This is a genomic window from Paeniglutamicibacter quisquiliarum (assembly GCF_019084045.1).
Lineage (GTDB): Bacteria > Actinomycetota > Actinomycetes > Actinomycetales > Micrococcaceae > Paeniglutamicibacter > Paeniglutamicibacter quisquiliarum.
This window is the reverse complement of record NZ_JAHRED010000010.1, coordinates 128,775-148,317: the sequence shown is the minus strand read 5'-3', so window position 1 is coordinate 148,317 and position 19,543 is coordinate 128,775. Positions and strand designations below refer to the sequence as shown.

At 67.0% G+C, this 19,543-nt stretch carries 16 protein-coding genes; 9 read left to right on the top strand and 7 right to left on the bottom strand.

The window, feature by feature from the left end; genetic code table 11:
- Positions 1-38: 38 nt before the first annotated feature.
- The 5 genes from KRR55_RS16995 to ffh all read right to left on the bottom strand — a co-directional run bounded on the left by KRR55_RS16995 (position 39) and on the right by ffh (position 5,155).
- On the bottom strand, positions 39-677 hold the full coding sequence (locus KRR55_RS16995; RefSeq protein ID WP_217390492.1) for a DUF3618 domain-containing protein: 639 nt from the start codon (positions 675-677) through the stop codon (positions 39-41).
- Positions 674-1,129 (bottom strand): phage holin family protein, encoded by a 456-nt coding sequence (locus KRR55_RS16990; RefSeq protein WP_217390491.1) that lies wholly within the window; start codon positions 1,127-1,129, stop codon positions 674-676. Before KRR55_RS16990 ends, KRR55_RS16995 begins: the two co-directional genes overlap by 4 nt.
- Positions 1,126-1,941, bottom strand: a complete 816-nt coding sequence (locus KRR55_RS16985) for a hypothetical protein (RefSeq protein ID WP_217390490.1) — start codon at positions 1,939-1,941, stop codon at positions 1,126-1,128. Before KRR55_RS16985 ends, KRR55_RS16990 begins: the two co-directional genes overlap by 4 nt.
- 456 nt (positions 1,942-2,397) lie before the next feature.
- Positions 2,398-3,615: a hypothetical protein gene (locus tag KRR55_RS16980; RefSeq protein ID WP_217390489.1), complete on the bottom strand. Its 1,218-nt coding sequence runs from the start codon at positions 3,613-3,615 to the stop codon at positions 2,398-2,400.
- Positions 3,605-5,155, bottom strand: a complete 1,551-nt coding sequence (gene ffh / locus KRR55_RS16975) for a signal recognition particle protein (RefSeq protein WP_217390488.1) — start codon at positions 5,153-5,155, stop codon at positions 3,605-3,607. Before ffh ends, KRR55_RS16980 begins: the two co-directional genes overlap by 11 nt.
- Positions 5,156-5,270: 115 nt before the next feature.
- Between ffh and KRR55_RS16970 the strand changes: the two genes are divergently transcribed.
- On the top strand, positions 5,271-6,710 hold the full coding sequence (locus KRR55_RS16970) for a glucose-6-phosphate dehydrogenase (RefSeq protein WP_217390487.1): 1,440 nt from the start codon (positions 5,271-5,273) through the stop codon (positions 6,708-6,710).
- A 73-nt stretch (positions 6,711-6,783) separates the two neighbouring features.
- Here the strand turns inward: KRR55_RS16970 and KRR55_RS16965 are convergent, their stop codons facing one another.
- On the bottom strand, positions 6,784-8,112 hold the full coding sequence (locus tag KRR55_RS16965) for an amidohydrolase family protein (RefSeq protein WP_217390486.1): 1,329 nt from the start codon (positions 8,110-8,112) through the stop codon (positions 6,784-6,786).
- Positions 8,113-8,298: 186 nt separating this feature from the next.
- Between KRR55_RS16965 and KRR55_RS16960 the strand changes: the two genes are divergently transcribed.
- From KRR55_RS16960 to KRR55_RS16935, 6 genes are all read left to right on the top strand, one after another.
- Entirely contained in the window at positions 8,299-8,460 is a 162-nt protein-coding gene (locus KRR55_RS16960; protein WP_217390485.1) for a hypothetical protein, read from the top strand.
- 105 nt (positions 8,461-8,565) lie between these two features.
- Positions 8,566-9,297, top strand: a complete 732-nt coding sequence (locus KRR55_RS16955; protein WP_217390484.1) for a hypothetical protein — start codon at positions 8,566-8,568, stop codon at positions 9,295-9,297.
- A 206-nt stretch (positions 9,298-9,503) separates the two neighbouring features.
- A complete protein-coding gene (locus KRR55_RS16950) occupies positions 9,504-10,193 on the top strand; it encodes a hypothetical protein (protein ID WP_217390483.1) in 690 nt (229 codons plus the stop codon).
- Between the two features lie 382 nt (positions 10,194-10,575).
- On the top strand, positions 10,576-11,601 hold the full coding sequence (locus KRR55_RS16945) for a 3-oxoacyl-ACP synthase III (protein WP_217390482.1): 1,026 nt from the start codon (positions 10,576-10,578) through the stop codon (positions 11,599-11,601).
- A gap of 5 nt (positions 11,602-11,606) precedes the next feature.
- Positions 11,607-14,186 (top strand): alpha/beta fold hydrolase, encoded by a 2,580-nt coding sequence (locus KRR55_RS16940; protein WP_254456342.1) that lies wholly within the window; start codon positions 11,607-11,609, stop codon positions 14,184-14,186.
- A gap of 11 nt (positions 14,187-14,197) precedes the next feature.
- The gene (locus tag KRR55_RS16935; protein ID WP_217390511.1) at positions 14,198-15,211 is read left to right on the top strand and encodes an NAD-dependent epimerase/dehydratase family protein; all 1,014 of its coding nucleotides are present in this window, start codon (positions 14,198-14,200) and stop codon (positions 15,209-15,211) included.
- Positions 15,212-15,308: 97 nt separating this feature from the next.
- On the opposite strand, the gene KRR55_RS16930 is transcribed toward KRR55_RS16935, so the two are convergent.
- On the bottom strand, positions 15,309-16,766 hold the full coding sequence (locus KRR55_RS16930) for a hypothetical protein (protein WP_217390481.1): 1,458 nt from the start codon (positions 16,764-16,766) through the stop codon (positions 15,309-15,311).
- Between the two features lie 509 nt (positions 16,767-17,275).
- Here KRR55_RS16930 and KRR55_RS16925 point away from each other — a divergent pair.
- Together KRR55_RS16925 and KRR55_RS16920 are read left to right on the top strand one after the other, a co-directional pair.
- A complete protein-coding gene (locus KRR55_RS16925; protein ID WP_217390480.1) occupies positions 17,276-19,033 on the top strand; it encodes a glycosyltransferase in 1,758 nt (585 codons plus the stop codon).
- A gap of 252 nt (positions 19,034-19,285) precedes the next feature.
- Positions 19,286-19,498 (top strand): hypothetical protein, encoded by a 213-nt coding sequence (locus KRR55_RS16920; protein ID WP_217390479.1) that lies wholly within the window; start codon positions 19,286-19,288, stop codon positions 19,496-19,498.
- The last annotated feature ends 45 nt before the right edge of the window (positions 19,499-19,543 follow it).

The window sequence follows — 19,543 nt, the reverse complement described above, 5'->3', positions numbered from 1 at the left end:
GTGCGGTGGCGGGGGCATTCCCCCGCCACCGCACCCGGTCAGGGCCGTTCCCCCGGATTGCGGGACCCGGTGACCGGGTAGCCCGTCGCAGTGCCCGTCGGGCGGGACGCGGTGGATTCCTCCGTGGATTCGCCGCGCCCTTCCATTGGCTGGCCGGCTTCGCCGGAGGCTTCCTCCTTGAGCGACTCGGCCGAAGCCTGCGCCGAGGCCTTCACGTTTTCCACGGCCTCCCGCACCGGTTCCTTGAGGTCCTCGGCAACCTGCCGGGCCGCGTCACCGAGTTCCGCGGTCACCGGCTCGGCCCGTTCCTTGAGCGTGTGGACCATCTCCCGTTCCTTCTCGCTGCCCGGGAAGATGCCGCCCAGCAACATGCCCGCCCCGAAGGCGATCATTCCGGCGGCCAGGGGGTTTCCGCGGGTCCGCTCCGCGATGCGCTCCGGTGCCTCGTGCAAAATATCGCCGGGCCCGGCGGTGGGCCCGCCGGTCTTGCTGTCCGATAACTCCACCGGCCCCATGACGGACTCCCGGACACGGTGCAGGGCCTCCTTGGTCCGCCGGTTCTGCCGCCGCGCCATGCCGGAGGGCGAGACCCTGTCGGCAATGGCGTCCACGTCCTCGCGAAGGTCCAGGCGGGTTGTCTCGATGTCGTTGCGGATGGCGTCTGGGTCGCGGTTCATGGTGTGTCCTCCTTGGAGTTGAAAGTCCGGGGTATTTCCTTGATGGTTTCGCCGGTCTGCTGCAGGCCTTCAACGTCCCTGAACTGTTTCCTGCCGGCGACGAACAAGACGGCCGCGATGATTGCCCAAAGGGCGGCGATCACCAGTGCGGCATAGCCGAGGCCGATCCAGTTTGCCAGGCCTGCCACGGCGGCCAGGGAAAGGAAGAGCAGCACGAAGTGCCCGGCCACGCCGGCGCCCGCGTACATTCCCGCTCCCTTGCCCGCCGTGCGGGCGGTCGCGCGGAGTTCGGCCTTGGCCAGCTCGACTTCCTGGCTCACGAGAGCCGACACGTTTCGGCTCAGCTCGGAAAAAAGCTCGCCGAGGGAGGCGCCGGATGTCTCGGTGGTCCCGTCATTGCGCGGGGGTGCCGTGGCGCGGTGTGTTCCGGTGTGTGTGGAATGCTCGCTCATGATCCACCAAATCCCTGTTCCGCTCGAAGGCCCGCCGGGGGCGGGTAGTCAAGGCCCGGATTGTTCCCGGTTCCGCCGACGCCGCCGGCCCCCACCGTCTGGTTCACCGTGGGCGGCATGGGGGTGGCCGGACGCGGTTCGGTCCCGGGGACGCCGCGGGATGTTGACACGGTGTCCGCGCCGAGGCGCGCGGCCGTCCCGTCGCCTGCATTGCGGGTCATGCGGCCCGCCAGCAGGCCCGCGCCGAGGGCGAGTCCCAAAAACGTGCCCGGGCGTTGCCGGGCAAAGCGCTTGGCTTCGTCCAACAGGTCGCCGGGCTCGCGCTCGTCCAGCCAGTCGGCCGCGTTTCCGCTGTACACGGCGGCGCGTTCGACGAGGCTCGAGGCGACCCCCTCGGAGCCCGGGTCCTCGAGCATCCAGGCGAATTCCTCGCTGATCTGGCGCAGGGTGACGGCGAGCCGGTGCTGCTGGGTCGAGGCCTGGTCACGGACGTCGTCGCCCAGGTCGGCTAGCAGGCCGGCCCCCTGAGCCTTGACGTCACGGGCCACCTGCCTCGCCTCGCTGCGCGCCGTCTCGCCCAGGTGCCCGGCGGCCTCCTTGCCCCCGTCGGCCGGGCCGCCGGACCCGTTCCGGGTTTCCATGGTTTCCGGGGCGCTGGAAGGTCCGACGCCTGGCGGCGCGGTCTCGGTGGTCGCCCGCGGGGCCGGCTCGGTGCGCGGGTCGCCGACTGAGTCCGGTGGCGCCTGCGGCGTGGACGGTCCGCGCAAGGGTGACTCGGGCGGGTAATTGGTGTGGAAATCGTTCTCGCTCATGGTATTCCTCCCAGTGGTCGTGGCCTTGGGTGCGATGTCTACCTTGGAAGTTGCGAAGCCCGGCGGCTTTGTCGGGGCGCGCCGAAATGCTTCGCGCCGATGCCGTTGTCTTCAGCGTCGATGCGATTGCGTGTTGGTGTTGTCCGTGGCCGGCAATCCGGTCGAATGCCGGTGCGCCTCGCAGGCGCCCAGCCATCCCGGCTGCCCCATGGGGTCCGCCACGAAGTGGTCCTCCCCGGGGTCTGCGGGGAACCCTGTGCTTAAGAGCAAACCAAGACTCGGGCACGGGCACAAGGGTTTTGACATGGCCGAGGCGAAACGGTTCGGCCGCGCGGCGAGTCGCCTGCAGCCCGCCGCGTGGTCGCGGTTTCCGGGAGGGTACGGGCCGGGACGGAAGGCGTGTTGGTCCGCCGCGCGAAGGGAAGACCAGCCCGGTTCGCGGCAGGGGCAGGGGCGCTAGCGCGCGGAGCGGCGCTCCCGGGCCAGGCGCCAGGCGCCGATGCCGATGTTCGACAGCGCATCGATCCCCCACAGCGCAGCAATGACGGCCACGCCCCAAAACGGCAGCCAGGGCTGTTGCCAGTCCGTGAGCCAAACCAGGGCCACCGCAATCAGGGCCTGGACCACTCCCCAGGTCACCTGGGTGCGCGGGCGCCAGGACAGGACGTTGAAGAACTTGCGGATGCCCTTGGCCTCGCGCGCCTCGGCGCCCATGGTCTTGGCAAGGGTCGCGCCCAGGCCGCGGGGCTCGACCAGCCTGGCGGTTTCGGGCACCGTGCCTTCCTCGACGTAGTCGGCCAGGGAGCCGGAACGGCCAAAGACCTCCAGGACCGTGCGCAGCTTCTCGACCGACCCGCTGCCGCCCAATGCCTCGTTTAACTGGGTGATCACGTCCTGGCCGATGCCGTATTCGGACAGCTGGGCGATGGAATCAAGATCCGGCGCGAGCCATTCGCGGGTGAGGAACTCGGAGACCTCGGCCGCCTGGGTGCCGGGAACCGTATCCAGCACCGGTTGGGCGGCAACCGACCAGCCGTGCCCGAAGCCCGGGTAGCCGTGGAGCTTGCGGCTCTGGCCCTCGAACCAGAAGACCATGGAAAAGCGCGGGCCAAGACGGGAAAGCATGATGGCCGGGAAGGCCGATTTCGAGAGCATGATCTCGGGCATGTAGCCCTCGTGCACCGCCACGTCACCGTGTTCGGTGGAAAAGTGGTGCCAGGCGGTTTTGGTGGCCCCGGCGAAGAGCGCCACCTCGGATTCCCTGAAGGTACCCAGCAGCACCGAGCGCCCGCCGGTCGGGTGCTCGAGCGCCTCGTCGCCGACCGGCTCCCCGCTCTCGGCGTCAACGCCGTCGAAGTCTGCCCAGCGCGCGCCGGTCCCCCGCTTCAGGGCGATCGCAAATCCCTCGATCTGCTGCCCGAAGGAAATCTCCCCGTTTTCATCGGCCATGACGATGAACCCCTCGGGGTTCACCGCCACCACCATCTCGATGACCGAGTGCTCACCCCAGGAAACCGGCTCGGCCAGCAGGGAAATGCTGTGGCGGGCGCGCAGGGTTTCCTCGATGCGCCGGTGGGACTGGATCCCGGTGGGCTCATCAAAGATCAGGGCCATGGAGGCGATCAGCCAGGCTGGCTGCCCGCCTCCCTGGTTTTCCCGGGGGCTACTTGCCAAGGAACTTCTCAAACCCCTTCGGCAGGTTCAGTTCCGACGGGTCGAAGTCCTTGGGCCCGGCGCCGAAGGCCGCCCCTGAGGGCGTCTTGGCCTTGTTGGCCTCGGCTGCGGCAAGCTGCGCGGCCTTGGCCGGGTTGCCGAACTTCGCCGGCTTCTTCTTCCCGCCCTTGGCGCCCTTCTTGGCGCCGCCGCGGCCGCCGGGCATGCCCGGGATGGCTCCGCCGGAGGCGAGCTTCTTCATCATCTTCTGTGCCTCGCCGAAGCGCTCGAGCATCGAGTTGACCTCGGAGACGTGCACGCCCGAGCCCTTGGCGATGCGGGCGCGGCGCGAGCCGTTGATGATCTTCGGCGCCACACGCTCGTGCGGGGTCATCGAGCGGACGATGGCCTCGATGCGGTCCATCTGCGACTCGTCGAACTGCTCGAGCTGCTGGCGGGAGATCTGCGATCCGGGCATCATGCCCAGGATCTTCTTCATCGAGCCCATCTTGCGGATCTGGGCCATCTGGGCCAGGAAGTCATCGAGCGTGAAGTCCTCGCGGTCGGCGAACTTCTTCGCCATCCGCTCGGCTTCGCCCTTGTCCCAGTTCTGCTCGGCCTGCTCGATCAGGGTGAGGATGTCGCCCATGTCCAGGATGCGGGAGGCCATGCGGTCCGGGTGGAAGATCTCGAAGTCGTCGAGGTTCTCGCCGGTGGAGGCGTACATGACGGGCTTGCCGGTCACCGAGGCCACCGACAGGGCGGCACCGCCGCGGGCATCGCCGTCGAGCTTGGTGAGCACCACGCCGGTCACCCCGACGCCGTCGTTGAACGCCTGGGCGGTGTTGACCGCGTCCTGGCCGATCATCGCGTCGATGACGAAGAGGACCTCGTCGGGGTTGACGGCGGCGCGGATGTCCGCGGCCTGCTGCATCATCTCGGCGTCGATGCCCAGGCGTCCGGCGGTGTCGACGATGACCACGTCGTGGAGCTTGGTGCGGGCCTCGGCGACGCCGTCGCGGGCAACCGCCACCGGGTCCCCGGTGGATGCCTCGAATTCGGAGGAAACGCCCGGGTGCGGCGCGTACACCGGCACGCCGGCGCGTTCGCCGTTGACCTGCAGCTGCTTGACGGCGTTGGGGCGCTGGAGGTCGCAGGCCACGAGCAGCGGGGTGTGGCCCTGGGCCTTGAGGTGCTTGGCCAGCTTTCCGGCCAGGGTGGTCTTGCCGGCGCCCTGCAGGCCCGCGAGCATGATCACGGTCGGAGGGTTCTTGGCCAGGTTCAGCCGGCGGGTTTCCCCGCCCAGGATGGCCACGAGTTCCTCGTTGACGATCTTGACGATCTGCTGGCCCGGGTTCAGCGAGGCCGAGACCTCCTCGCCCAGGGCGCGTTCCTTGACGTGGGCGACAAAGGCGCGGACCACGGTGACGGCGACGTCGGCGTCCAGCAGGGCACGGCGGATCTCACGTACGGTGCCGTCGATATCGGCCTCGGTAAGCCGTCCCTTGCCGCGGAGGTTCTTGAAGGTGGATGTCAGGCGGTCGGAGAGTGAATTGAACACGTGCCGTGCACTTCTTTCGTTGTGGGATTCAGGCGCGGTCTAACCCGCTGGACTCAACATCCAAGATTACCAACAACACGCCCCTGATTTCTCAACACGTGGCAGTCTTGGATATGTGAACCCTGATTCAAGCTCCCAGACCGGCACCCACGTAACCACATTGTTGATCCTCGGAGCCTCCGGGGACCTGACCGGAAGGCTCCTGCTTCCGGGCCTGGCCCGGCTCATTGGCTCGGGCCGCGCCTCCGGGCTGAACCTGGCCGGCGCCGGCGGCCCCGGCTATTCGCAGGAGAAATGGCAGCAGCGGGTCAACGAGGTCTGCGAAACCGCGAAGCGCCACGCAACCGAGTCCGGCGGCGCCGAACTCGACACCATCGCCGGCAACACCCGCTTCACCGAACTAGACGTCACAAAACCCGGCGAACTGGCCCAGCTGGTGAAATCCCTGCCGGGCCCGGTGGCCCTCTACTTCGCCCTCCCCCCGGCGGTGAGCCAGCGGGCCTGCGAGGTTTTGGAGCCCGGGGAGCTTCCAGAGACCACGTTGCTGGTCATGGAAAAGCCGTTCGGGTCCAACCAGAAATCCGCGCAGGAACTGAACCGGACGCTGATCCGCCTGGTCCCGGAGGAGAACATCCACCGGGTGGACCACTTCCTGGGCAAGGGCACGGTGTTCAACATCCTGGGCCTGCGCTTCGCCAACCACCTGCTCGAGCCGCTGTTCACCGGGGAACACGTGGAGAAGATGGAGATCTTCTACGACGAGGAACTCGCCCTGGAGGACCGGGCCGGGTACTACGACGGCGCCGGGGCCCTGCGCGACATGATCCAGTCGCACCTATTGCAGATCCTGGGCCTGCTGACCATGAACGCCCCGGCGACGCTGAAGGAACGCGACGTGCGCGACCACCTCGGCTCGGTGATCCGGGCCACCGCCCTTGCGGGAAACGCCGCGGATTCCACGCGCCGGGCCCGCTACACCGCGGGAACCTCCAAGGGAAGGCCGGTGCCAGACTACGCGTCCGAGAAGGGCGTGGAACCGGCGCTGAAGACCGAGACGCTGGCCGAGGTCACCCTGAACATCAACAACTCGCGCTGGGCGGGGGTCCCGTTCATCCTGCGCGCCGGCAAGGCGCTGGGCACTGCGCGCAAGGAAGCGATCATCACCTTCCGCCCGGTCTCCCACCTGCCCACCGGATTCAAGGGCACCGACAAGCCCACGAAGCTGCGGATCGGCTTCGGCCCCGACACCCTGTCACTCGACCTGGACGTCAACGGCCCGGGCGACCTCTACACCCTGGACCGCGTCACGCTCGCCGCGGAGCTGAACTCCCCGGACCTGCTGCCCTACGGCGAGGTGCTCCTCGGCGTGCTCTCCGGGGACCCGACGCTGTCGGTGCGCGGGGACACCGCGGAGGAATGCTGGCGGATCGTTGACCCGATCCTCACGGCCTGGGCCGATGACGAGGTGCCGCTGGACGAGTACGCCGCGGGCGGCAACGGCCCGGCGAACTGGGACACGAACTGCACGTTGCCGCCGGCACCAGCGCGGGGATAACCCGCCACAGCGCCCAAGCACGCCGGCACGGATTCCATGGTGAAACCCGTGCCGGCGCTTGCCGCGAAAGCATTTAGCCCAGGTCGTTACGCACGACCGCTCCCTGGGCGATCACGACGCGCACTTCGCTCAGCGCCTTGGCGGTTTCCAGCGGGTTGCGATTCAGCACCACCACGTCGGCCACGCCGTTGCGGACCAGGCGCCCCACACCCTTGCCCTCCACGCCAAGCAGCCTGGCCGGGGCGGTCGTGATCGACCGGAGGGCCGTCAAGTTGCCCAGCCCGGCCTCGGCCAGGGCGTTGGCCTCGTCGCCGATCGGGGTGACATCGGTGCCGAAGGAGTCGGTGCCGCCGATGACGGTCACTCCCAGTTCGCTGGCGGCGCGGGCGGCAGCTGCCAAGACCGGCCCGTATTCGCGGCCGCGCTCGGCCAGCACAGGGTTGCCGGAGTTGGCCATGCCGGTGATTCCGAAGAGGGTCGGGGTGAAGTACGTGCCCCGCCTGGCCATGTTCGCCAGGGCCTGCTCGTCCACAAACACGCCGTGCTCGATGCTCTTCACGCCTGCGGCCACGGCGCCGGCGATGCCCTTGGCACTGTAGCCGTGGCACAGCACCCCGGCGCCCTTGGCGGCGTGCACGATTGCGGAGAGCTGTTCCTTGTCGTAGACCAGCTCCAGCGGGTCCTGCTCGGGGATTCCGGCGCGAGGGTTGGCACGGGTCTTGATCACGGTGGCGCCGCGCGAGATGTTCACCCGGGTCAGATACGCCAGATCCTTCGGATCAGTGAGCTGCCTGCGCTCGGCGGCCAGCGGCGCGAGATCGGGGTCGGCCAGGATGGAATCGCCCTGGTCGGGGGAAACGAACAGGCCGGCCGCGTGCATGCGCGGTGCCAGGCCCGGGGCGAAGTGCGGCACCCGCGCCAGCGCGATGTCCTGGTAGAAGCTGGAGGAGCCGCTGCGGACCGTGGTGGCTCCGTGGCTGAGGATCAGGGCGGCGTCTTCGAAGGCCTGGGCGTGCACGTGGGCGTCGACGAAGCCCGGCAGGATGAACTTGCCATGCGCGTTGATGCGGATCGCCTTGGCCCCGGCCTCGCGAACCGCTTTTCGGGTGTCGTCCCGCGTTCCTGCGGCCTGGACCACGCCATCACCCAGAACCACGACGGAGTCTTCCGTCGCGTGCCCGGTCCCTGGGTCGATGAGGGTACCGCCCTCGATGATGACCGCGCCCGGGTGTCTGCCTTTGCCGCGCTGCAGCGGCTGGGACACCGGCTCGGCAGCAAGTGCTCCCGCCGGGAGCATGCTGCTGAGGCCCAGTCCGGCCAGCGCAGCGGCCCCGGCCAATACGTGACGGCGTTCAAGTGGCCTGGAGGGAACGGGGCCCGAGGTGTGGTCGTGTTCGCACATGCGTGTCTATGCCTTTCGTAGGGAACAATCCCAGCTCACCATAGTGTGACTTGGGGCACTGATCCATGAAGCGGGCCGGCAAAAAGTCGATGCACTTAGACATCAAGGTGCTAACAGCGGGGTCGCCATAAGCACTTGCGGGAGGAAGAACCAGTACCGACCGCAGGTCTGTCGAACGCCTTTGCCGTGCTCCGCAGACGCACTTTCGGCTTCGCAGCGGAGGAATGCTGGCGGATCGTTGACCCGATCCTCACGGCCTGGGCCGATGACGAGGTGCCGCTGGACGAGTACGCCGCGGGCGGCAACGGCCCGGCGAACTGGGACACGAACTGCACCCTGCATGCCTGAGCTTCCGGTTCCCGGCTGCCGATGCGGGTGTGGATTCCGGAAACCTTGCGGGTCTTCGGACCCTCGTCCGATTGACTTGGCCCGGGGCGTTGCTATGGTGAGGCCATGTCGGCCATCAAGGACCCCGCCCGGCGCACGCGTCCCGGGCGGTTCACAGGGGCTTCAACCATCTGGCTTTTTCTGGCCGCCGCACTGTTCCTGGCGTCGGCGACCCTGCGGCTTCTGGCCGCATTCCAACGCCGAGCCGCGTTCAGCAGCCTTGAACCAAGCGGGATTGCCCTGGGCGAAGGCCCGGTGCCGGCCTCGTTTGATCCGACCGCGAGTCTTGAGGCCGCTGCCCGGCTGCAAGCCGCGGGCATCTGGGCGCTGGCACTCGGGGTGGCGGCCATGGCCATCGGAGTCTTGGCCGTGCACGGTCCGGGGATACTCCGCAAGGTGATCGAGATGCTGCTTGCCCTGCTCGTGGCCGTTTCCCTTGCCTTCCAAGCCATGAATGTCCTCACCCCGGGAACCATCGCCTCTTCGGAGCAAATGGAATATTCCCTGTGGCTGCTGCGGACACAGGACCTGGCCGTTTTTGCCGGCCTGATATCACTGGCTTGTCTGTGGGGATCGAGGTTGCGCGCTGCCATGACAGCCTGTCTCTTCCTCCTGGGGTCAACGATGCTGGGTGAGCTGCTGGCCGGCTTCCTGATCGCAGCGGTGCTTGGCGCCAGTGCTACGCACGACATGCTTCTGCACTCGGAGGCAATGATTGCCGGGACCGTTGCCGCTGCCGGAGCAGCACTCCTTTTCGCTGCCAGGACCACGGCACGGCGTTCGGGAGTTTTCTCCTAAGGACGCGGCGGGAGGGCAAGCCGCGTCAAGGCGGGTGCCTCCTTGATTCCCGCCACAAGCACGCCGGCAATGGCCGGCGCTATCGCGCGGAATTTCAGGACGGTTGACTTGGCGTGGAACGTTGCTAGGGTCGGGTCATGTCGGCCATCAACGATTCCGGTCATCGACAAAGGACCGTTCGCGCGACACGGGCTTCAATCCTGTGGATGCTGGCAGCCGCCGGCCTGTTCGTGGCCTCGGCCGCCCTTCAAATCATTGCGTCGTTCGACAAGTGGATCGAGTTTGGCGGCTCGCGGGGACCGGATCCGGTCTGGGTCGAGGACCACCGCTTTGATTACTTCTTTCCGGGGGATCCCTGGGAATCCATTGGAACCACGGCCCAAATGTTCGAGACAGGACTCCTGATCCAGGCAGCAGGCCTCATGGCCCTGGCCGTTGGCGTTATGCTACTGCCTCGGCCGGAATCGGGCCGAGTGGCCTCCCGTCCGGCCAACATCACCGAAATCGTTTTGGCACTGCTTGTGGCCGCCACGTACGCAACCGTGGGTGCCCACGCCTATGTCTCGGGGGCCAACGGGGCACCATCTTCCCTGCAGGGTTCGCCTGTAATCGTCTGGTTGTTGATGCTGGTCGGCTTCGGAGGTCTGGTTGCGCTTGCCGCGCGGTGGCGGACCCGGTCGCGGGCGGCAATGGCAGCGAGCCTGTTCCTGCTCGGTACAACCTTCGTGGGCTACCTGGTCTGCACCTACATGATTGCGCCGGTCGTCGCCGGCGGCGCATCGCATGACACGGCACGCTGGACGGAAACGGTTGTCGGCGCCACAACGGCTGCGGCCGCGATTGCGGTCATCGTGGCCGTTGCCCTGGCCGCCCGTCCGGTTAAGGTCGGCAATTGAGCGTCTGATGCGCGTGCGGTCCCCCGGCAAGGAACCGGTGTCGTGGAGCCGGGCCACCGCCCCGGACAGCGGTTTGTCAATCGTGGAGCTTCTGCCCCCGCGCGCACTGTGCTCTGAGGGAAATCCCTTCCCGTGCAGCCTGCATGCGCTTACACACGGAGGCTTGGGATTCGTCCCTAAGGGGCAGGGTTTCCCGGCATCGGCGAATCCCTGGCGTCGCACCGCACTCGACGCTGGTTGGCGCGCCCGTGTGTGCCCCGGGGCCGCCAAGGGAATACGGTAGGACAAGGACATTTTTGACTTCGTCATCTTGTGATGGATCCGACGTCCGTATTCTTCGCGCCCGACACCGGCACGACGGCCCCGACACAAAGGCTAGATTTTGAACGGCAATGCAACGTTTCGGCACCACAATTCGGCCCTCCTGGCCGTCACGAGTGTGCAGGCCCCGGTGGTCATGACCTCCAGGGAATTCGACGAACGCCTGGCCCCCAGCCTCAAGCGCCTGCGCCTGTCGAAAAAGCTGCTGGAACGTGTTGCCGGCGTCATGGAACGCCGCTGGTGGTCCGAGGGGACCAGCTTCGACGATGCCGCGGTCGAGGCCGGCGGCAAGGCCATGGCCGAGGCGGGGATCGAGGCAGGACAGATCGGACTGTTGATCAACACCTCGGTGACCCGCCGCAACCTGGAGCCCTCGGTGGCCTCCAAGATCCACCACGACCTGGGCCTGCCCTCCTCGGCGATGAACTTCGACGTGGCCAATGCCTGCCTGGGCTTCGTCAACGGCATGACGCTCGCCGCGAACATGATCGACTCCGGGCAGATCAAGTACGCCCTGGTGGTGGCCGGCGAGGACGCCCAGCCCACCCAGGAGACCACCTTCCGCCGGCTCAACGCCGAGAGCTCCACCCGGGACGACTACCTGCGTGAATTCGCCACCCTGACCCTGGGCTCGGGTGCAGCTGCCGCGGTGATCGGCCCGGCCGATGCCCACCCCGGCGCCCACCGCATCCTCGGCGGCGTCTCCCGCGCCGGAACAGAGCACCACAAACTGTGCGTCGGCGGACCCTCGGGCATGTACACGGACACCAAGGGCCTGCTGGACAACGGGCTGGACCTGGTGGTCGACGCCTGGGACGAGGCACACCAGGCCGGCTGGAACTGGAAATCCATGGACCGCTACGTGACCCACCAGGTTTCGAATTCCTACACCAACGCCATCATCAAGGCCGTTGGCCTGGTCCGCGACCGGGTGCCCATCACGTTCCCCAAATGGGGAAATGTCGGACCCGCCTCGCTGCCGATGACCCTTTCCCAGGAAGCCAAGACCCTGAAGCCAGGTGACCGGGTGCTGTGCATGGGGGTTGGCTCCGGGCTGAACACCGCCATGATGGAGCTTGCCTGGTGACCGAGATGTTCCCCGGCGTTGATGCCCGGTACTCCCGCCGTGTCATGGTTCCCTCCACCTCGGACGTGGACGCACCCGGCACCAGCCACCAATGGCACCTGCTGGACAACGGATCCGAGTTGGCGGCGAAGGGCATCACGCCTCTTGGCACGCTATTGTGCGTGCACGGCAACCCCACCTGGTCCTACCTCTGGCGCAGCCTGCTGACGCACGTGGCCACCCACGACCTGCCCTGGCGCGTGGTCGCGGTGGACCAGCTGGACATGGGCTTCTCCGCGCGCACCGGAGTGTTCCGTCGGCTGGCAGACCGGGTCAACGACCTCGGCGACCTGTCCAACGCGTTGGATCTGACCGGCGAAATCACCACGGTGGGCCACGACTGGGGCGGAATCATTTCCCTGGGCTGGGCCCTGGCCCATCGGGACCAGCTGGCCAACGTGGTGCTCACCAACACCGCGGTCCACCCGGCCGGCTACGAACTGCCCGCCGCGCTGCGCCTGGCCTCACACCCAGCCGTCCACGGCTGGGGCACCAAGAGCACCGACGCGTTCCTGCGCACCACCCACTCCCTGGCCCAGCCGGCCCTGGAGCCCGACGTCCGCAAGGCCTTCATGGCCCCGTACCTCAACGCGAGCAGGCGAACGGGCGTGGCAAACTTCGTGGCCGACATCCCCTTCACCAAAGACCACCCCAGCCGGGGCGCGCTCAATGCCATCTCCGAGGGCATCCGCGCCCTCAAGGTGCCCGCCCTGGTGCTCTGGGGCCCCAAGGACCCGGTGTTCTCCGACCGCTACCTGCGCGACCTCATGGACCGGCTGCCCCAGGCGGACGTGCACCGCTTCGAGGGTGCGAGGCACCTGCTGCCCGAGGACCGCGACATTGCCACCCCCGTCTTTGGCTGGCTTGGCCAGGCCAGGACCGCGGACTCCGCCGGCCGGGCCGAGGCCCTGGCCGATTACCGGCCCATGCTCGCAGAACTCGATGAACGCACCGCAGACACCGGCACCGCGGTGGTGGACATCAATCCGGCCGGCTCCCTCACTTGGGCCGCACTCGGCACCCGGGTCAACGCCCTGGCGCAGGGCCTTGCCGGGATCGGGGTCAAGCCCGGGGACCGGGTGAACCTGCTGGTGCCCCCGGGCATTGAACTGACCTCACTGATCTACGCCTGCCTGCGCCTGGGCGCCGTGATTGTCGTGGCCGACGCGGGCCTGGGCACCAAGGGACTGGGACGCGCCATCCGCGGCGCCGGCCCCGGCTACCTCATTGGAATCGACCGCGCACTGACCGGAGCCAAGTTCCTGGGCTGGCCCGGAACCCGGATCGCCCTCTCGGACATGCCCGCGGCCAAGCGCAAGCTGCTCGGCGTGGCACACACCGTGCCCGAGCTGCTCGAGGCCGGCGCATCCGCGGCCCCGGGGCACCGGGCATTCGCCCCGGCCGACCCCGATGCCGACGCCGCGGTGCTCTTCACCTCCGGCTCCACCGGCCCGGCGAAGGGCGTCGTGTACACGCACCGGCAACTGGCGGCCATGCGCGACACCCTGCGCGAGACCTACGACCTGAAGGCCGGCTCGGCACTGGTGGCCGGATTCGCCCCATTCGCACTGCTCGGGCCCGCGCTGGGCGCCACCTCGGTGACCCCGGACATGGATGTCACCGCGCCGCGCACGCTCACCGCCGCGGCACTGGCCGATGCGGCCGCCGCCGTGGATGCCACCACGGTGTTCGCCTCCCCCGCCGCTCTGGCCAACGTCCTGGAATCCGCCGCCGAGCTGGATGCGACCCAGCGTGAAACGCTGGGACGCATCTCGCTGCTGCTCTCGGCCGGGGCACCGATCCCCGAGCCGCTGCTGGCCAGGGTCCAGGACCTGGTGCCCGCGGCCCGCGTCCACACCCCCTACGGGATGACCGAGGCACTCCCGGTCACCGACATCGACCTGGCGGGCATCCGCGCCGCCGGTTCCGGCAACGGCGTCTGCGTGGGCACCCCCGTCGCCGGGGCGCAGGTGGCCATCGCGCCGCTGGATGCCGAGGGCAACGCCGGGGACGAGCCACTGGCAACCCCACACCTGACCGGCGAGATCCTGGTGCGCGCCCCGCACGTGAAGGACCGCTACGACAGGCTCTGGATCACCGAACGCGCCAGCACCTCGATCCCGGGCTGGCACCGCACCGGCGACGTGGGGCACCTCGACGGGACCGGACGGCTCTGGGTCGAGGGCAGGCTCGGCCACGTGCTGAACACCGCCTCCGGCCCCATGACCCCTGTGGCCGGAGAGCAGGCCGCGGAATCCGTGCCCGGCGCCGGACGCGCCGCACTGGTCGGCGTCGGGCCCGCGGGCACCCAGGTGCCCGTGGTGGTCATGGAAACCGTCCCGCGCGCCCGCCGTGCCGCCCCGGCACCCGCTGCCCTTCTCCAAGCGGTGCGCGCCGCGGTCGCCGGCACGGGGACCAACGTCTCCGCGGTGCTGGTGGTTCCGGAACTGCCCACCGACATCCGGCACAATTCCAAGATCGACCGCGCGGCCCTTGCAGCATGGGCCACCGGGGCCCTGGCCGGCGGAAGGATCGGCAACCCGTGAGCACCGAGGCAATGCCGGAGGCGCCGCGCCGCGTGCTGGTCACCGGCGCCAGCGGCCTGCTCGGCGGGGCAGTGGCCCAGCTGCTGCGCGCCAAGGGGCACCGGGTGCGGACCTTCCAGCGCCGGGCCTCGGCGCACGGTGCCGACGAGGTGCGCGGCTCGCTGACCGACCCTGCAGCGGTGCGCCGCGCCGTTGCAGGCGTGGACGCGGTCATCCACCTGGCGGCGAAGGTCTCCTTCACCGGTTCCTGGCACGACTTTGTGGCAACCAACATCACCGGAACCACGACCCTGCTGGCCGAGGCCCGCGACGCGGGGGTGAGGGACTTCGTGTTCGTCTCCTCCCCCTCGGTCGCCCACTTCGGCGAGCCGCTTGCGGGTGCCGGGGCAGGCGTCGCCGACCCGGACCGCGCCCGCGGCAACTATGCCCGCTCCAAGGCCGCCGCCGAGTTGCTCGCCCTGGCCCAAGATTCCCCGGACTTCCGGGTCGCTTCCATCAGGCCGCACGTGGTCTGGGGACCGGGCGACACCCAGCTGGTGGAGCGCGTGATCGAAAGGGCCGCCGGCGGACGTCTTCCGCTGCTCGACGGCGGGGCCGCACTGATCGACACCACCTACATCGACAATGCCGCCGGCGCGATCGTCCGCGGGCTCGAGCGCATGGAGTACGCCCACGGCCGCGCCCTGGTGGTCACCAACGGCGAACCGCGCCCCGTGGGCGAATTGATGGCAGGGATCTGCCGTGCGGGCGGAGTTCCGGCACCGCGCATCAGCGTCCCGGGCTGGCTGGCCCGGGGCGCGGGTTCGGTCATCGAGCGCGTGTGGCTTGCGGCAGGGGCCAGGAACCTGGTCCATGACGAGCCGCCCATGACCCGGTTCCTGGCCGAGCAGCTCTCCACCGCTCACTGGTTCGACCAGCGCGAGACCCGCGAGGTGCTGGACTGGAAACCCGAGGTCGGGATCGACGAGGGCCTGGCGCGCCTCGCCGCCCACTACGGCGGCATCCCGTCCCGAAAATCCTCCTAAAAACAGGCGTACGTCCGTCATCCCGGGTAGGGTTCGGGTCCATCTCCAAGACTAGGTCGTGCCATCGATCGACTTGCGACATAGGGTCCGAATACGGCTATCTCCCAAGAAACTCGAAGAGTTGCTGTCTTCCCCTGCCGGTGGATTCCTCGCGCACGCCAGTATCGGGGCGCTCGTCAACCCAGTTGAATTGTGGATCGTCCTCAAGGACAGCGGTATCCATGTCGACCACTATCACCCATTGCGCATCGTATTTCGTCATGAGTTCAGCCCTGCGCCGGGGATCCGTACTGGCCTTGAAGAATTCCCTCGAATCGGCACGCCGTTGCTTCTCGACATCGCCAAGGAAGGGATCGGGCCACGCGGGCATCACGGTGAATATCCCATACGCCGGCGCCATGGCTCGAGCGTCCCAGTTGGTGGTCATCACAGAGTCCCCTGCCTCGGCGTGATTGGTCAACCATCGGTAGTCTCCTTTGGTCATGCGCGAGTCGAAAGTTTCATCCAGCGCCTCGGGGTAGGCGCCTGGCGCCAGGAGATTGACGAAGCCGCTTTGGAAGACCGCCCCGGCTAGGATGCCGAGGCATGCAGCTGCGGCATAGAAGCGCTGGATTTGCCTCCGACCCCGGCCAAGCCACTGGGCCACGGCAATACCCACGGCGATTTGGCTCAGCAGCGCCACCGGAGGGAAGATTCTGGCCAGGAAGTAGTTACCGCTCGCGCCTCCGTATACGAAGACGGCCAGGCAGATCAAAACGGTGAGAACCAAGGGGTCGGCTTTATCCTTAGCCAGTCGATACGCCAGCACAGGGACGGCGAAGAGTAATAAGGAATACCGCTTCACCAAGTCGGTGTAAAGAGGCTTGTGGACCGCATTGAATCCTTCCACGCCCCCGGTCGAGGACAGCAAGTTGAACCACGGCCAGACCAGAATTGACGCCAAGACAGCGGCCACGATCGCGCCAAAACAGATCAAAGTGGTCCGGGTAATTCTGCGGTGGTTCCTCGCCAGAAACAGCCCCGCGTAGATGCAAACGCCTATGGCCGTAAATTGGTGGGACAGCACGACCAATGTCCCTCCCGCGGCGATCGAGAGAGTGAGCGCCGCCCGCGATACCGAACGACTGGTTCCGTAGAGAAGTCTGTAGAGCCAAACCCAGAGCCACAGGCCCATGCCGACGGCAAAGGTCGATGGGTACGCAATGGACGCGATGAGGCTTGGGAACGAGATGAATCCACTCCAGTAGAAGAATCCGGTGCCCCAGAGGAAGAACACTGCTACCAGCGAAGCGACCGGCGCCGTCCGGTTGTCGGTCAGCGTACTCACAAAGGACCCGAAGCCAGTCAGGAACAGCACCAGGTTCACGAAGGCCCCGAGCTTAAGAACGACAAAAGTCCCCAACCCGGTGACTTTAGCCACGGCGGACCAGAACACCATGTACGGCGAAAAATAGGGGTTGCCCAGCCCGTCCTCGTTGACCATGGGATCCCGCGGGGCCCAGAAGTTCGCCTGCAGCTGTTCTAGGGTGGCTGCGTGCACGAACAAGTCGTTCAAGGCGGGGAGCATGACTATGACTGGGGTGAAGAAGGTTCCCAGAACCAGACAAGTCCACATATACGGGGTAAGAACTATCGGGGCGCGCACTTGATCAATATACGGAGCTCGCTCGTCTATGCCGAATCACCGAACGTCGCATTCCCAAGTCACGTTGTTCCCCGTTGGACTGCCAGCCCAACTTCCCAAGTACGTTTCCTTGGAACGTCACAGCCGAAATACCCAGATGAAGTACACCGGGGAACGAGCCTTGGCTGTCGTCAATGGAGGCCGTGCCCGCAGGGCGATCTGACCGCCAGTGGCGCTCCGGCACCACGGCCAATCCCGAACAATGGTGCCCATTGTCTGGAGGCCCCAAGGATCCCGGGCTAGGGTGGGGCCCATCGAGGCTCCGAAACCGAACCGACACCAAGGAGAACATGTCGATGCAACACGGCCCCGGGACCCATAACCCCAGCAGGCAACCCAGCCGGCCCGCGCATCCCCGGCAGCCGGGCAAACCGGTCCTGATGGTCACTTGGTCAATCAGGGAGGGCTTCGGCGGCATGACTGCCATGTGCCTCAAGCGCGCCGGAATGTTCCACGAACGCGGCGTGCCCAGCGCCGTGGTGACATTCGATGCCAACCCCCGGATTCAGGAGCTACGCACCACGCTGGTGGAAACCGGAAGGCTCCACCCCGAGGTCCCGCTGCTGAACCTCCACGACTTTTATGCCACACATGCCCCGAAACCGCCGACCGGGAAGCCGAAGACCTGGGCGCGCTCCCCCGAATGGGTCGAAAGTGGCAGGACCCTCCGTTCGGGAGAGAGCTCGCTCTTCCACATCGATTACGTGATGCCAAACCAGGAGACAGCCGCACTGCGCGATTACCACCGTCCCGACGGCACGGTGTACCTGGTCGACTCGACGCTTCCCGCCGGTGGCGATGCGCTGGAAACCTCGCGCACCCTGCTCCTGGTTGCCCCCGACGGGCGCGTTGCGGCCACGCTGGGCAGCCCAGCCAAGCTCTACCGCCGATTCCTCACCGACCTGGTGGACCTGTCGCACGCCGATGTGGTCATTGACAGCAAGTACTCCGCCGCCTTCCTCTGGGCATGGAAGCACCCCTCCGCCGTGAAATTCGTCAACTTCCACAGCACCCACGTGGCCGCCGGGCAGGATCCGCTGACGGGAAAACTGTCCACCGCCCACCAGAAGATCATCCAAAACCGCGATGCCTGGGACGGCATCACCTTCCTCACCGAATCCCAGCGCACCGCATTCGTTCAGCGTTTCGGGGAGTCCTCCAACACCGTGGCGATCAGCAACCCGGTGGACGGGCCGGAGACCCTGCCGGCCTTTGCGGCCCGCGAACCACACTCAGTTCTCCATGTCGGCCGTTTCACCATGGGCAAGAACATCGGCGACATACTGGAAATCATCAAAAAGGTCTCTTTGGAGGGGATCCCTGTCCATCTTGACCTCGTAGGTGACGGCGACCAGCGCCAAGCGCTCGAAGCACGGGTGCGCGCACTCGGTTCCGAAGAGCTGGTGACATTCCATGGCCACGTCAACGATGTGGGGCAACGTCTCGACCGGGCCCGCGTCCTGATGTTGTGCAGCAAGTTCGAGGGGCAGTCGCTGGCCATTCTCGAAGCCCAGGCGCATGGTTGCGTTCCGGTGGCCTACGACGTTGACTATGGTCCCCGGGACATGATCGAGAACAAGCGCAATGGATTCCTGGTTCCCTTCGGCGAGCAAGATGCCGCCGTGCGGGCGGTGGCCCGCCTGTTGTCGGACGACTCTCTCTGCGAGGAGATGTCCACACACGGATTCAGCGACTCGGGGAAGTACCGCAGCGACCTAATTTTTGGGCAATGGATGGACGCGTTGGACAGGGCAAGAACCAGCAAGGCCGACCGTGACGCCCTCGCCGCTGCCGGCGCACGCGTTGCGGGAATCAGGTTCCATCCGGACGGAGCCCTGGACCTAGAGGTGGACGTGGAGAATGCGCCGGAGAACCTGAACCACCTGTGGCTGGAAAGCAGGCAACGTGGCACCGCGGACACCGATGGGCGCCAAATCCAGCACCACCGCGGGAGCGACGGCACCTTCCATTTCCGCCTGCCTGCCGACCTGCGGGCGCAACAGCCCGACGGAGATGCCCTGGACCTCAACCTCGTCCTGGGCATCGGGGCAATGACTCGAACCATCCGATTGGGCGCAAGTCCCCAGATGCAGACCACGCCATACTTCACCGTCTACGGCAATCTGAGCCTGAAGTAGGCGGCCAATATGTTTCCCCCCATAGCCCTGGGCACCATGAATGCGTGGGCCATGGGCGGCGAGGCCGTGATGCCGGCGGAACATGCCTATCTTTGCCCCGGACTATGCCGGAGCATAGAGACCATGGAGCCCCTCACCATGCAATGCACAGTTGGGCGTGAAACGGTCTTTGGACCAACGAGCGGAGATGACAGCCCCGGACTCGGGCTGCGCGCCGACCGGCGCATGGGCAGGAAACCACGAAGGTAGCTGATGCAGACCAAAGACTGGCTTGGCCAACAACTCAAAACCGCAATAACCTCCAGGACCGGAGTCAAGACGCGAAGGTTGCTCGGACTGGGAGGCACCCATGCGGCCAACCACGAATTGGACCACATTCCGGTGCCCGGCGACGTGGTGGTCTATTTCAGCGACGTGGTAAACAAGTCCTACCAGCTTGAACAGTGGCTTCCGACGCTGGAATAACTCCATGAAACCCGCCGGGTGGTCTTGGTGTTTCGCAAGATTCCC